This window comes from Pseudochrobactrum saccharolyticum (assembly GCF_008801715.1).
Taxonomy (GTDB): domain Bacteria; phylum Pseudomonadota; class Alphaproteobacteria; order Rhizobiales; family Rhizobiaceae; genus Pseudochrobactrum; species Pseudochrobactrum saccharolyticum.
In genome coordinates this window covers 25,980-41,305 of sequence record NZ_VZPG01000004.1, presented here as the reverse complement: position 1 = coordinate 41,305, position 15,326 = coordinate 25,980, and the positions used below count along the sequence as shown (strand labels likewise).

Here is a 15,326-nt window from a genome sequence, read left to right as displayed (position 1 = left end):
TCTGTTTATGCTATTTTCTTTACCCGACCCGCACACTCTTTATCAGGCGCTTCTTGATCGTGACCAGTCCTATGACGGCCATGTTTTTGTTGGTGTGACCAGCACCGGCATCTTCTGCCGTCTGTCTTGTCCGGCACGTAAACCGAAATTCGAGAACAGCCGCTTTTTCGATCATCCGGCCGCCTGTATGGAAGCGGGTTTCCGGCCGTGTCAGCGCTGCCGTCCGCTGGATTTTTATCGTGGCAAGGAACCGGTCGTCGCCAAATTGCTGGATTGTCTGGATGCCCGACCGGATCATTTCTGGTGCGAAGATGACCTCATCGCCATGCAACTTGATCCTTCCACAGTGCGCCGTGCTTTCAAACGCCATCTGGGTATGACTTTTCTGGATATGGCACGACTGCGCCGCAAAGCACGCGGGCTTGAAAGCATTGCTGCCGGTCATTCCGTGATCGATGCACAGCTTGAAGCCGGTTATGATTCCGGCAGCGGTTTTCGCGAAGCCATTACGCAGCTGATCGGTGATACGCCTGCCCAGCTGAAAGGGCGTGACCTGCTGAAAGCAGATTGGCTGGAAACACCAATCGGCTCCATGCTCGCCGTTGCCGACCAGCATCATCTGCATTTGCTGGAGTTTTTTGAGCGCAAAGGCCTGCCCAATGAGCTGAAAAAACTGCGTCTCTACACCAAATCATCCATCAGCTTTGGCCGTCTTGCGCCGATCGATCAGATTGAAGCAGAGCTGAAGCTCTATTTCACCGGTGGTTTTACCGGTTTTAAAACGCCGCTGGCGCTTTATGCTCCGGCCTTTACCCGCTCGGTCTGGGATGCATTGCAGGAAATTCCGCTGGGTGAAACCCGCTCCTATGCCGAGCTGGCAGAACTGACCGGACGCCCCGATGCCATCCGTGCCGTGGCCAATGCTAATGGCGCTAATCAGCTGTCAATTATTATCCCGTGTCATCGTACCATCGGCTCGGACGGATCACTCACGGGATATGGCGGCGGTCTATGGCGCAAACGCTGGCTGCTTGAGCACGAAAAGCGCATGGCTGCCCGTTCCGCCGCCTGAATAGTTTAAAAGCCTGTATGGGTTTTCAGGAATTCGGTTTCTTCCGGCGTATTTTTGCGGCCGAGTACGGCATTGCGATGCGGAAACCGGCCGAATTCCTCGACAATATCACGATGCTCTCTGGCAAAGCCGAGAGCAAAATCATTGCCGAGCGCTTTATAAAGCTTCACGCATTGCTCCTGATCTTCAATCACTTCGCTATGCATCAGCGGCAGATAGAAAAACTGCCGTGCTTTCTCATCCACAGCCATGTCATAATCATGCTCCAGCGCATATTTTGACAGTGCACAGGCAAGCGGATCACTCGCAAAAGCCTTAGGATCACCGCGGAACATATTGCGCGGAAACTGATCAAAAATAATAGTCAGAGCCAAAGCGCTTTTGGCATCATTCTTCCAATGCGCAAGATCACCTTCCACTGCCTGCTCATATACCGCGCTGAAACGCTGTTTGATTTGCTGGTCAAGATCATCAGAACGGACAAACCAATGCGCTTCCGTTGCATCAGAAAACCAGAAATCCAGAATATCCTGCGGGGTCACCTGCGTCATAGATCATCTCTCCTGTCTTATTTTCATTCTTTATACATAGAGCAAATCTCCGCGCTTACCAGTTTCAGAAATTTTACTTATGCAAACCAACAAAAAAGGAGCCGCAAGCGGCTCCTTTTACAAATCATCTTCATGAAACGATCAGGAAGAAAACTCTTTGTCTTTATGACCGAGAATGGCCAGCAAAGTAATTGCCGCCGCAGCCAGCAAATACAGACCAACATAGCTAAGGCTGTAGGTTGTAGCCAGCCATGTCGCGATATATGGCGCCAGCGAAGCACCAAAAATACTGGCCATATTAAAGGTCATGGAAGCACCGGTATAACGAACGGCAGTCGGGAACGGCGAAGCCAGCGCCGCACCGATCGGACCATAGGTCATGCCCATCAGCGCGAAACCGATGATCGAGCACATCACAGCGCCGACAACACCGGCACCCAGCAGCGGTGCCATGAACAGGCCGAACACACCAATACCGATTGTGGTGAGGATCATGATGAAACGGCGTCCGAAACGGTCAGACAACAAACCGGAAACCGGAATCAACAGACCAAAGAACACAACGCCAACCATCTGAATGAACAGGAATTGCTCACGGGAATAGCCCATGCCTGCCTGTTCAACCGGACGTGTTGCCCATGACAGCATGAATACGGTCATCAGATAGAACAGCACAAAGGTTGCCAGCGCGGAGAAAGTACCGAGAACCAGCGCACGCTTGTGATGTTTGAAGACTGCCGCCAGCGGCACCTGAACGCGCTCCTGCTTGTCCATTGCTTTCTGGAATTCAGGTGTTTCAGTGATCTTGATACGAACATAAAGACCAACAGCAACCAGCAGGATCGAGCCGACAAACGGAATACGCCAGCCCCAGCTCATGAACTGCTCATTGCTCAGTGTGGCACCGAGAATAATGAATGTACCGGCAGAGAGGATGAAGCCGATCGGCGCACCAAGCTGCGGGAACATTGCATACCATGAACGCTTGCCTTCCGGCGCGTTTTCGGTTGCCAGCAACACCGCCCCGCCCCATTCACCGCCAAGACCAAGTCCCTGACCGAAACGGCACAGTGCCAACAACAGCGGCGCAACCACACCGATTTGTGCATAGGTTGGCAGCAAGCCGATGATAACGGTCGAAAGACCCATGGTCATCAGCGCGGCAACCAATGTTGCCTTACGGCCGATTTTGTCACCGAAATGGCCGAAAACCATGGCACCAAACGGACGGGCAAAGAAAGCAATCGAGAATGTAGCAAAAGATTGCAACATGGCCGAAGTCGGATCGCTGGCCGGAAAGAACACAGCCGGAAACACCAGAACGGCAGCCGTTGCATAAACATAAAAATCGAAAAATTCGATTGTTGTTCCCACGAGGCTGGCAAACAGCACGCGCGCGGGCGAATTCAAGGCCGGAGCTGCCTCGCCGTTTTTACCGGCAACTGCACTCCGGGGGGCACCGGAAACACTCATTTTTTTATCCTGTTTGCGCAAGTTTACGAGTGTAAAATCCGATCCCGCAGACCTGCTGAAATATCGACGCAGAACAGCCGTTTAAAAAGAAAAGGACTGACCTGAATTATGCACCACCGACACCGAAAACCGGAATCCCGCGCATTCTGATCGCAATGGTCTATCCGATTAAAAGCAAGAAAACTATCAAAAATATCAGGGTTTCTTTTTAAAATTGCGCAAAATGCACGTTTATTTTGCAGTTCGCCATGCCACATGCATTTTCGCGCAATAGTCTGATAACGACATTTCAATCCGGCCATGCAAATGATGCGAACGAGTGCCGGACTTATCACAAATGCGTTGCACAACAGTCATGCGCTGTTCATTGAAATTGCAGAGAATGCGGCAGTCCTGTTTTTCGGAGATTACGGTCATGCATCCGCCCTCGGAAAATACCAATCGCAGAAAACAACCGCCACCGGTCAGATCAAGCAATAATAATTGCTCATCCGCCATCTGGTTTCCGCGCTGGATACCGCACAACACAAAAAGAGCTCTGCCTGTCAATGCGCCGGTCAACCGCGGCTGGTGAACTAGCATTTATCTGACAAAAAAGCCCTTGTGCAGAACACAAGGGCTTTTCATTTTTAACAGCTGAACAATCAGAACTTCGAGGTCATGCTGACCCAGAGACGGCGTCCGTCAACCGAAGCGTTGAAATCGCTCTCTTCAATACGCTTGTCGAACAGATTGTAGAGTGCCGCATTGAATGTAACATTCTCGCTGAACTCATAGCTCGTACCGATATCGAAAGTCATATAGGCATCATATTTGCGGGCAATGACCTTGCCGTTTTTGTAAACCGGCTTGCCGTTGCTGCCGATACGGGCACCGGCATTGGTTTCCGAGCCATGATAATTGGCAGCTGTCCATGCAGACAGGCCTTCAACCGGTGTGATCCAGTCCGCACGGATATTACCCATATGTTCCGGTGTGCGTGTCAGCGGCAGACCATCATAGTCCCCGCCCTTCTGACGGGAATGTGTATAGGTATAGCTGGCGCGCAAACGGATGTCAGATGTGGCTTCCCAGTTTGCAGTCAGTTCCACACCCTGCATCACAGCATTATCGATATTGAAGCTGTTCCACAGAACGTAATTTGTATTTTCGCTCCAGCGGATCGGCTTGCCATTCGCATCAAGCATCTGCTTGTTGGAGATCTTGTCCTTGAAATCCGTGTAGAAATAAGTCGCCCCAAGCTGCAAACCGTCCTGATTGTCCCACAGGGCGCCCAGTTCATAGCTCGTGCTCTTTTCTGCTTTCAGGCTTTCATCGCCAATAATCACACCGCAAGGATTTTTGCCGGATGGCAGGCTTGCCTCAGGACCATAGAAACAGCCGCCACCGCCGGTCGTATAAGCATAACCCGGTGCAATTGTGCGGATTTCCGGTGCTTTAAAGCCTGTGGAAATACCACCTTTCAGCGTCAGCTGCTCCGTTGCATGCCACACGGCATAGGCACGCGGGCTGAGATGGGAACCGTAGATTTCGTGGTCATCCATACGCAGACCACCGGTCAGCGAGAAGTCCGGTGTAATCCACCACTCATCTTCAGCAAAGACCGCCCATTGGCGAATGCTGAATGTCTCATCAAGACCGGTGCGGCGTCCCGGATTCTGATCTGTCAGCTGTGCATCAATGAACTGACCGCCGGTGACCAGCGTATGATCGCCGTAAAATTCAAACGGTGTGGTGAATTTGCCGTCGAGAACAGAGTTGCGGATTTCCGGTGAACGCAGATTTTCCACATAAGAGCCACGGGCTTTATCCCAGTTGAAATTGGTGCGTTCTGCCCATTCCTGCGAGAACGAGAAATCAGACGTTGTCGGACCCCAGCGGCCGGTATGGCTGATCGACCAGTGTCTGCGGTCGTTGTAATTATATGTATCCGTTCCGGTTGCAGCGATTGTATCACCAACTGTGCCTTCACGGCGCACGCGGGTGACGCCGCCTTCGATGAAAATGTCATGATCTTCGTTCGGCGTAATTGTCAGCTTTCCGCCCAGATCGCCGTCGCGCTGTTCCTGCGTACCATTGAGGAATTTATCTTCACTGCGCTTCAGACCACGTCCCCAGGCCTGAACGCCAACAACGTCAGGCACCAGTGGTCCGCTGACATAGAAGGAAGCCTGTCCGCTGTTACCATAACGTGATTTGGTCTGCACGGTACCGTCAAGGGTCAGCTCACCATGCCATGCATCGTCAACTTTACGGGTAATAATATTGATAACACCGCCCATGGCATCCGAACCATAGAGCGAAGACATCGGGCCGCGCACCACTTCAATCCGCTCGATGGCCGATGCAGGCGGAACAAAACTCTGTTCAAAACCGGCATTACCATTGGTGCGGGCATCGCGGGTGCTCTGGCGCTTACCATCGACCAGAATAAGCGTATAGGCACCCGGCAAACCGCGGATATAAATATCCTGCTCATTGGCGATACCGGTCACGCTGACACCCTGCACGCTGTTAAGCGCATCGGTCAGGTTGCGGAAGGCACCTTTTTCCAGCTCTTCGCGTGGCACAACAGTAATACTGGCCGGTGCATCTTTAACATTCTGCTCAAAGCCGGTGGCTGTGACAACGATCTGATCCAGACGCACAGTACCTGCCGGCGCGGCAGCCTGTTCAGCTGCCTGATCCGCAACTTGTTCCGTTGGTTGCTCGGCCTGCGCTTCAGCCGCAACCGACTTCTTTTTAACAGCCTGTGCCTGAGCCGGAAGGGCGAAAGACAGCATTGTTCCGGCCAGAATTGTACCGCATGCAAGAGCTGCGAGACGACGCATTTTGACCTGTTTTAACATCTCAGATCCGGAAACTGTCTGAATTTCCGCTCTTGAATGTCCGATATCTGTCATTTCAATTGCCCTCTGCCACAAATATGAGTTATTTACTCCCCTTATGTGTGGCAAGGTAACAGGTCAATCGCCATGTTTCAGACTTATTCCAACATCAGCTTTTTGCATTCCGCATAATGAAGATATCGCACCGCCTGAAAAAAGCTTTGCTCTGCACCAAAGCAGGAAGGAACAGTTAAATGCGTGAAAAGACTGTGCCTGATGACAAGAAGTCAGCCAAAGACAGCACAAACAGTGCTTTGCCCGCGTCCCGCTTAGGGCAGTTAAGGCTGTTGACAGCGTTAGATACATTGCTTGTGGAGGGCAGCGTGCAACAGGCTGCCAAGCGCATGAATCTCAGCGCTCCGGCGATGAGTCGCCTGCTCAACCAGATTCGGGAAGCCTTCAACGATCCCATTTTAGTGCGTTCCGGCCGCCGGATGATCCCCTCTCCACGCGCGGAAATGCTGCGCCTGCGCCTGCGTGCTCTTGCGGATGAGGCTGAAAACCTGCTCAGCCCCGATATACCGGCAACGCAGACACCGGCGGAAACCGGCTGGCAGCAACAGGCCTTGCTCGCCGTTCCGCCTTTATCTCTCAGAACACCGCTGATCGGCGGACAACCCAGCCCCAAACAACTCGCCAATCAGCTCGCTGATCTGAGCAGTAGTCATGATCCTGTTTTACGGTTTTCGCGGTTTCTGGGCATACTCGGCCGTGGTGCCGGAAACAGCCGTCCGCTGACGATTGAGGAGGCAGAGGAAGCCTTTTCCCTGATCCTGCAGCAACAGGTTGATCCGATGCAGGCCAGCGCATTTTTCAGCCTGATCCATTATCGCGGAACTGCCGCTCAGGAACTGGCAGGCATGGTCAGGGCTGCACGCCAATATTATCAGCTGGATGATACATTCAGTCCGCAGGCGGATCTGGACTGGCCTGCCTATCTCTCCCCCAACTCCCCGCGTGCACCATGGTTTTTACAGGCCGCCAAACTGCTCGCACAGGCCGGATATAAAATCGCACTCCATGGCAGCAATGGCAGCGGTATGAATAGCGGTAAGATTGAACAGGCAGCGCATGCGCTTGGCATTCCTGTTGCACAAAATCTTGCCGATGCCCGCCAAACACTGAAGAACAGCCACATTGTCTATATGCCATTAACAGGTTTTGCCCCTGCTCTTGCATCCATGATGGCGCTCTATCCGCTGTTTGCCGCGCGCTCTCCTGTGGGCGACTGTGTGCATCTTCTCAATCCGTTGCAAGCGCGTGCCAGCCTGCTGGGTGTATCCCGACCGGCCTATCGGGAACTGCACAGGGATACAGCAAAACTGTTACAGGAACTGCCGGAAACACATGACACTACCGTGTATGGAAACAGCCAGCGGCAATTGACTGTTCTCAGCGGCAATCGCGATGTAGCCGAATTTTATCCTTTCCGTGTGGCAACACTTTTAAGCCTCAGCGGCACGGAAAGCTCTGATATTATTATAAAAGCACTGCATGAACCGGAATCCCTGCCTCGTATCGGTATGGATTCCTTTGAATATTGGCAGGCTATCTGGGCAGGAACTGCAATTGACCCGCGTCTTGAAACCGTTGTCACAGCAACAGCGGCTCTCGGTCTGATGACATTGCACAATGATCCCGACTTCAGTGCCTGCCACTCCAAGGCAAAGCAACTCTGGCAGCAGCGCCACAATAAATAAACGGCACCTTCTGCAAAAGGTGCCGTTTAATCACTGTCAGGTGCCCCGCCATTTCTGTGTCTTGCGCAGCAGCATTTGCGACAAGCCATAATGCACAAGCCGTGCCGCGACATTGGTATAGAAGATCATCATCCCCATAGCGGCAGCGGGTGCCACATCCCCAGCATCATCCATATTCAGCACGGCCACGGAAGCCAGCGTAGTATGAGCAGAATACAGGAACACCACGGCGGAGACTGTCGTCATCGCATTGACGAACAGGTAGATTGAAATATCCAGAATGGCCGGCAGACATACCGGCACGGTCACCCGTGCAAATAGTTTGTAGAATGGTTGCTTGAGCGATGCCGAAACGGACTCGAATTCCGGATCCATTTGTTTCAGTGCGGTCAGCGCTGTCAGATGGGACACTGTATAAAAATGCGTCACGGTACAGATGACAAGAATTATCATTGTCCCGTAAATAGTGCTCAGCGGGTTGGCCGGATTGTTGAAGAAGAAAATATAGGCAAGCCCCAGCACCATACCCGGCACAGCCATTGGCAGCATGGCCAGAAACTGAAACAAGGCACGGCCTTTGGCAAAGCCCTCGGTCTTCTCAACCGCATAGGCACCGACAAACACGACAACTGTTCCGATAATCGCCGTCAGAAAAGCCAGCTGGATAGAATTATAATAGGAACTCCAGCCACCGCCATCCATACGCCCGAACTCAAAATTGCGCAGGCTGAAGCTCAGATCATAAGGCCAGAATTTTACGATGGCCGCTAATTGGCAGACCAGCAAAAGACCGGTGATGAAAACAGCTATCAGAGCGCAATAAAGCAGGCACAGATTGTCAAACAGCGGTTTCTTTTTCGGGGCAAACGGCACCGCACGCGCAGATAACAGAGCAACCTGTTTGCGCTGGATAACTCTGTCGACGGCAAAGGCAATCACAGCGGGAAACAGCAGCATTACAGAGACAACCGCACCGATTTCAAAATTCTGCTGGCCAATGACCTGCTTATAAATATCCACCGCCAGCACATTATACTGGCCGCCGATAACCTTTGGCAGACCAAAATCTGTGATAACCAGATTGAACACCACAAAAGCTGCTGAAATCAAACCATAGCGGGCACCCGGTACTGTCACAGTCCAGAATGTGCGCCATTTGCTTGCCCGCAGGGAATCTGCCGCCTCATAATGACGGGCATCCGACACAGCCAGAGCCGTTGAGATAATCATCAGCGCATGGGGAAACGTAAAGAACACCGATCCCAGCACAATGCCCAGAGGTCCGTAAATCGGCAGGCCGAACAGCAGCTCTTTCAAAATTCCCTGATTACCGAACAGATAGATCAGCGCAATCCCCGGCAGCAATGACGGCACAAGAATTGGCATCACCGCCACCAGCTTGAAAAAGCCTTTAAAGCGCATTTTGGAACGGTTGAGCGCATAGGCAAAACCAAAAGCCAGTGAAACGGTGAGCACCATGCTGACCAGCGCGATCACCAGAGAATTCCTGATCGACTGAAACAGCGCCGGTGATGAAAAATAAGTGCGGTAATTATCCAGCCCTGTCGTTTGATGCGGCATCAGCATGACACGGCGGAAATTATTGGAATCCACCTCCTGCCACTCCTGCCCCTGATAGGGAGCAGAGCCGATCAGAAACCGGCTGTTATCCGTCAAACCACGGATGCGATAATGCTCTGGCCCGCGAAAGCTGAATTCCGGAAACAAGGCCACCGGAGACAAACGACCACTATTGGAGGTTGCCAGCTCATCTTCTGAAATGGTTTTCAAACCGGCATTCAGCTGGCTCAAAGACTGAGCAGGAGCCCAGTTGCCTTTGCCATCACCAACCTGCACTTCATAATTTTCCAGCTGAAACTGGTAACTGGCAAAAGATTTGGACAGCATCACATAGAGCGGCGCAGCCAATGTTATCAGCAGATACGCGCCGATAATCAGCATCATACCGCGTTTGATCCAGTCGTCCGAACTGACCTTCTGACGGATAGCCTTGCCTGCCGGCATGAGCGGCGCAGCAGAATAATCGCTTACAGCACTCATCGCCTGCCCTTTCCGTCAAAAATCAGCAAACGGCTTTTCGGCAATTCAACAAGAATGGTCATACCCTCTGTCAGGCCGAGGCGCCGCTCCGCATTGATGGAAAAGTCGGCAATCAGCTGCTGGTTTTGTAAATAGGTGCTGCGCATATGCGTGCGCCAGAAAGAGCCGAGAAATTCCATGGCTTCAATCTGCACCTCAATCAGATTTTCCCCGTTTCCGGCAGAGGAACTCGCATCCACAGCGCGGCCATGGGGGATCACATCATTCGGCCTGATGACTGCAACCGCCTCGCTGCCCTCCGGCAGATTATGTTCATTGCATTGCAGAACCAGATCACCGGAAAATGCGGTGCCATCCGCCCCGATCGTGACCGGATATTTATTGGTCTCTCCGATGAAATCGGCCACAAACAGGCTGCTTGGCTGGCGATACACATCAAGCGGTGTGCCAACCTGTTCGATTGTCCCTTTATTCATCACCACGATACGATCAGCCATTGCCAGCGCTTCTTCCTGATCGTGGGTGACCATGATTGTTGTCACGCCGAGCTTGCGCTGCAATTCTTTAATCTCGTGACGCAGATGAACACGCACCTTGGCGTCAAGCGCGGAAAGCGGCTCGTCAAGCAACAAAAGCCCTGGAGAAATCGCTATCGCCCTTGCCAGCGCAATACGCTGCTGCTGCCCACCGGAAAGTTGTGAAGGATATTTTTTCGCCTGATCTGCCAGTCCCACCAGTTCCAGCAATTCGGCAACGCGCTGCGTAATCTCGGCGCGTGATTTCTTCATATTTTCAAGCCCGAAGGCGATATTCTTTTCAATGGTCAGATTGGGAAACAAAGCATAGGACTGAAAAACAATCCCATAATCGCGTTGGGCAGGCGGCAGGCAGGAAATATCTTTGGAAGCCTGATGAACCGTCCCCCTTGTCTGCAGATCCAGCCCTGCAATGGCACGCAGCAATGTGGTCTTGCCACAACCGGAAGGCCCGAGAAAACAGATAAATTCGCCTTCTCTGATTTCCAGATTGATGTCTTTCAGCGCATAAAACTCTCCGAAAGCTTTCCAGAGGCCGTCAACCTTGAGATATTCCTGTCTGTTTGCTGCCGCATCGCCGGCATTATATGCCTGCTGACCGATACGAACAGCATCTGTAGCCATTTCATGTTTCACGAATTCATTCCTCTGGACTGACATGGTCACACTCCCTGAACGAACGCGGAAAAGCCCGCGTTCGCAGTCGCATTATGCGTGTCTGTTAGAGCAGCTTCGGAAAACACGGGAACCGGTCTGTGTCCGAAACCATATGAAGACAGAAATTCTGCCGCTCAATGAGACAGCGTTCCGATCAGCCTTTGGATTCAGATTTTGAATCGTACCGTTTCGACCATTCTTCCAGAATGGCTTTGCGATTATTCGCCGCCCATTCCAGATCATTCTTAATCATCTTCTTTTCGAGATCAGCAGGGATATGTTCCACAGGCTTGGCAATACCCGGCAACGCGACCACGGCAAAACTCTTATTGAGCGCTTCCATGGCATTCGGTGTCAGTGTCCAGTCCATCAGGGTTTTGGCGGCATCCATATTCGCTGTACCGGCCATAATCGCCACGGCCTCGGACTCCCAGCCGGAACCTTCTTCAGGGAAGATAATATCCACCGGCGCACCGGCACTTTTTACCTGAGAGGCAGGGAATTCAAAGGAAACACCGATCGGTATTTCACCTGCACCGGCCATTTTGCACGGTTTGGAGCCGGAATGCGTGTAATTGGCGATATTCTCATGCAGGGCATCCATATAGTCCCAGCCGCCCTTTTCACCGAACATCTGCAACCAGGATGACACATCGAGGAAGCCGGTGCCGGACGATGCCGGATTAGGCATGACCACATGACCTTTATATTCAGGCTTGGTCAAGTCTTTCCAGCTTGCCGGCGGTTTTAGGCCAAGTTTCTCTGCTTCAACCGTATTGAAACAGACCGCGGCCACATAGGCATCAAGCCCGATCCAGCTGGTCGGACGATCCTTATCCACAAAACGCGGATCCAGCTTGTCGACATCTTTCGGCGTATAAGGCTCAAGCATACCTTCATTTTTAAGGATCAGCAGCGATGTGGCCGCAATACCCCAGACAATATCTGCCTTCGGATTGTTCTTCTCGGCCAGCAGCTTGGCGGTCATAACCCCTGTGGAGTCACGTACCCAGTTCACTTTAATATCCGGATGATCTTTATTAAAAGCTTCTGCAAAGCGTTGCAGATCAACCGCTTCAAAAGCAGTATAAACAGTCAGTTCTGTTTGTGCATAAGCACTTGATGCCAAAGCAATACCGGCAGCAAGGGACAGAATAAAAGCGCGATGCTTTTTCATTTCATATTTCCCCATTGTTATATCAGCTTTTTGTTATGTGTTTGATAGCTGATTGCTTATTTTTATACCTGCTTTTGCAGGCTGTTCCCTCTTATGGCTCCTCATAGTGCGAACCGCAGTTCAATAAGTAAAATCTATTTATTTTATACATCGCCCTCCAAAACTTATAGGTTAGGGGGCGTTTCTTCCGGACAGAAAAATCTATGCGCCTTCCAATATCGCTCTTTCGACAACGGACAGTGCCTGTTCAAGCTCCTGCTGAGTAATGATGAGCGGTGGCGACAAGGTCAGCACATTGCCCTGACTGATCTTGAAGCTGACACCGCCCTCCAGACAGCGATAATAAACAGCCTCAGCCAGTGCATTATCCGGCTCACGGCTGTGCCGGTCGCGCACCAATTCCACGCCGAACAGCAAGCCACGACCGCGCACATCTCCCACATGCGGTGAGCGCAATTGCAACTCCCGAAGACGGTTCATCGCATATTGGCCAAGCTCGGCCGCACGCTGAACCAGCCCTTCTTCCTCAATAATCTGAATTGTGGTGAGTGCGGCGCGTGTCGTCACCGGATTTTTCTCATGCGTGTAATGCCCGATCGCATAATCACCGCACACATCCAGATCGCGGCGCACAATTGCCGCCGCGATCGGCAGCATACCGCCACCCAGCGACTTACCAAGCACAATCATATCCGGTGTCACACCATCATGATCAGACGCAAAAAACTTTCCCGTCTTGCCAAGTCCGGTTGGAATTTCATCAAAAATCAGCAAAGTCCCGTGACGATCACAGGCCTCACGTACTTTTTGCCAGAAACCGGGCGGCGGTGGATAGGGTGTGGCGCGCATCGGCTCTGCCACCACAGCGGCAATATCACCCTCGCGTTCCAGCACAAAAGACACAATATCCGCGCAGGCAATACCGCAACTCTCAGGCCCTTTATGCTTGTAATGACAACGATAACAGGCAAAAGGCGGCACATGTTCTGCGCCCGACAATAAAGGCCCTGCAATACCCGAACGGAATGTTGCTTCCCCTCCGACTGAAGAGGCGCCAAAGCCAGCCCCGTGAAAGGCATCCCAGAAAGACAGGGTTTTAAACCGTCCTGTGGCTGCCCGCGCCACTTTCAGCGCCACCTCAATCGCATCTGATCCGCCGGTGGTAAACAGCGTTTTTCCCAAGTTGCCCGGTGCTATTTCTGCCAGTTTTTCAGCCAGTTCAATCGCCGGTTCACAGGTAAAACGGCGTGGTGCAAAACTCAGATCATCCATTTGCTGCTTCACAGCAGCAATCAGTTTAGGATGGGCATAGCCGATATGATGGGCGCTGTTGCCGTGAAAATCCATAAAACGGCGCCCGTTGGCATCTTCAATCCAGATACCCTGCGCCTTAACAATCGCTGTGAGGCAAGGGCTGGAAAGACTCTGATGCAGAAAAACATCCGCATCACGGCGCAGCACTTCCTCCATATGAGGACTGTTTTGCTGCGCCTGCCATCGCTGCCTTGCCTCGGAGCGGTTGGACTCGCCCTCTGTGTGCACTGCCAGTTTCATACTCGCCGCCTCCCCGAACGGTTTTCAGATAATGTGGCGGTTGCGATACGTATGCCTGTTATACTTTATTGCATTTTACGTATCGCGAACCTTGTTTTAAGCCCTTCTCCCGCGTCTCAATCCCATGGCAGCGAGAAGGTTTTGACATTGGTGAAGCTTTTCATCGCTTCAATCACGCCTTCTTTATAACCATTGCCGGAATCTTTAATCCCGCCGAAAGGCGACATCTCGATACGGTAACCCGGCACTTCCCAGATATTGACCGTGCCGACATTGAGCCCGCGGATATATTTCTGCATACGCCGGTAATCATTGGTGCAGACACCCGATGACAAACCGAAATCTGTCGAGTTAGACAGCGCAATCAGCGCATCATCATCATCCGGTGCGCGAATAATCGGAATAACCGGCCCGAAAGTTTCCTGCATTACCAGCTCCGAGCTGTGCGGTACTTCGTCAACCACAATCGGTGGCAGCAAAGCGCCCTGACGACCCGGATCATAGAGAATTTTTGCCCCCTGCTCAGCTGCCATATAGACCAGTTTTTCAAACCGTGCGGCCGCCTGTTCATGGACGACGGTACCGAGTTCTGTTTTCGGATCCATCGGATCACCAAAGCGTATTTTCTTTGCCCGCTCCAGCACCATTGGTACAAAACGATCGGCCACGCTTTCCTGACACAAAATACGTTTCACGGCTGTGCAGCGCTGGCCGGAGTTTTTCGTCGCCCCCGCCACAGCAAGATCGGCCGCTTTTGCCAGATCATCATCACTCAAATCATTGAGAATAATCAGCGGATCATTACCGCCGAGCTCCAGTACTGTGCGTTTATAGCCCGCAGTATTGGCAATCATCTTGCCGACCGGAACGCCGCCGGTAAAGGTAATCAGATCAATATCCGGATTGGTAATCATTTCCGAGCCGATATCTTTCGGCAGGCCTGTCACCACCGACAGCATTTCCGGCGGCAATCCGGCTTCATACATAATATCGCACAGCAGCAATGCGGTCATCGGTGTCAGTTCGGTCGGCTTTACCACCACGCAATTATTGGTGGCAATCGCCGGTGCCACTTTATGCGAAACCATATTCAGAGGATGATTGAATGGCGTGATTGCAGAAATCGCACGCAATGGCTCACGGAACGTGAAAATCTTGCGGGCTTTACCGTGTGGTGTCAGATCACAGGAGAATATCTCACCGTCATCATGCAGGCACATCTGCCCTGCGAGCGTAAACACGTCATAGGCACGGCCTACTTCGTAATAGGAATCCATCTTGGAGATGCCCAATTCCGAAGTAATCAGATCAGCCATTTCCTCTTTGCGCGCCACCAGCAATTCAGCTGTACGCAGCAGGATTTTTTGCCGTTCATAGCGTGTCAGCTTCGGCTTATAGGCTGCGGCAATCCTGAAAGCCTCGCGGGCATGTTCAGCTCGCCCTGCCGGAACCGTACCGATGACCGCATTTGTGTAAGGATAATGCACATCAAAAACGGCATCTGCATCGACCTTTTTACCGGCGATACGCATAGGCTCATGTCTGGTTTTAATGATTGTTTCCGGCTTCACCACAAAGGCTCTCCCTTCAATTCACCCCACCGGAAACCATTCTGATTTTAAAATCAGAGATCGGTTTACCGGCACGGGGGAATGTT

The 15,326-nt window shown here is 52.0% G+C and carries 11 protein-coding genes; 2 read left to right on the top strand and 9 right to left on the bottom strand.

The features are described from left to right. Window positions 1–7: 7 nt before the first annotated feature. On the top strand, window positions 8–1,072 hold the full coding sequence (locus F7P81_RS12510; protein WP_116087882.1) for a bifunctional transcriptional activator/DNA repair enzyme AdaA: 1,065 nt from the start codon (window positions 8–10) through the stop codon (window positions 1,070–1,072). Between the two features lie 5 nt (window positions 1,073–1,077). Here the strand turns inward: F7P81_RS12510 and F7P81_RS12505 are convergent, their stop codons facing one another. The 4 genes from F7P81_RS12505 to F7P81_RS12490 all read right to left on the bottom strand — a co-directional run bounded on the left by F7P81_RS12505 (window position 1,078) and on the right by F7P81_RS12490 (window position 5,945). Next, window positions 1,078–1,623, bottom strand: coding sequence for a DUF924 family protein (locus F7P81_RS12505; RefSeq protein ID WP_151159762.1), 546 nt, complete (start codon window positions 1,621–1,623; stop codon window positions 1,078–1,080). Between the two features lie 141 nt (window positions 1,624–1,764). Then, complete coding sequence (locus tag F7P81_RS12500) at window positions 1,765–3,096, bottom strand: MFS transporter (RefSeq protein WP_151159761.1); 1,332 nt, start codon at window positions 3,094–3,096, stop codon at window positions 1,765–1,767. Window positions 3,097–3,327: 231 nt separating this feature from the next. Next, window positions 3,328–3,594, bottom strand: a complete 267-nt coding sequence (locus F7P81_RS12495) for a hypothetical protein (RefSeq protein ID WP_151159760.1) — start codon at window positions 3,592–3,594, stop codon at window positions 3,328–3,330. 146 nt (window positions 3,595–3,740) lie between these two features. Further along, entirely contained in the window at window positions 3,741–5,945 is a 2,205-nt protein-coding gene (locus F7P81_RS12490; RefSeq protein ID WP_246176123.1) for a TonB-dependent receptor domain-containing protein, read from the bottom strand. 233 nt (window positions 5,946–6,178) lie between these two features. Between F7P81_RS12490 and F7P81_RS12485 the strand changes: the two genes are divergently transcribed. Further along, a complete protein-coding gene (locus F7P81_RS12485) occupies window positions 6,179–7,684 on the top strand; it encodes a glycosyl transferase family protein (protein WP_151159759.1) in 1,506 nt (501 codons plus the stop codon). 36 nt (window positions 7,685–7,720) lie between these two features. On the opposite strand, the gene F7P81_RS12480 is transcribed toward F7P81_RS12485, so the two are convergent. From F7P81_RS12480 to phnY, 5 genes are all read right to left on the bottom strand, one after another. Further along, window positions 7,721–9,745 carry a putative 2-aminoethylphosphonate ABC transporter permease subunit gene (locus tag F7P81_RS12480; RefSeq protein ID WP_151159758.1) on the bottom strand — a complete coding sequence of 675 codons (2,025 nt, stop codon included), beginning with the start codon at window positions 9,743–9,745 and terminating at the stop codon, window positions 7,721–7,723. Then, entirely contained in the window at window positions 9,742–10,905 is a 1,164-nt protein-coding gene (locus F7P81_RS12475) for a putative 2-aminoethylphosphonate ABC transporter ATP-binding protein (protein WP_121991674.1), read from the bottom strand. The genes F7P81_RS12480 and F7P81_RS12475 overlap by 4 nt, the downstream gene beginning before the upstream one ends. 187 nt (window positions 10,906–11,092) lie before the next feature. After that, entirely contained in the window at window positions 11,093–12,115 is a 1,023-nt protein-coding gene (locus F7P81_RS12470) for a putative 2-aminoethylphosphonate ABC transporter substrate-binding protein (RefSeq protein WP_022711017.1), read from the bottom strand. A gap of 201 nt (window positions 12,116–12,316) precedes the next feature. Beyond that, window positions 12,317–13,669 carry a (R)-1-hydroxy-2-aminoethylphosphonate ammonia-lyase gene (gene pbfA, locus F7P81_RS12465; protein ID WP_033316041.1) on the bottom strand — a complete coding sequence of 451 codons (1,353 nt, stop codon included), beginning with the start codon at window positions 13,667–13,669 and terminating at the stop codon, window positions 12,317–12,319. A gap of 116 nt (window positions 13,670–13,785) precedes the next feature. Continuing rightward, a complete protein-coding gene (phnY, locus tag F7P81_RS12460) occupies window positions 13,786–15,243 on the bottom strand; it encodes a phosphonoacetaldehyde dehydrogenase (protein WP_183956653.1) in 1,458 nt (485 codons plus the stop codon). Window positions 15,244–15,326: the final 83 nt, after the last annotated feature.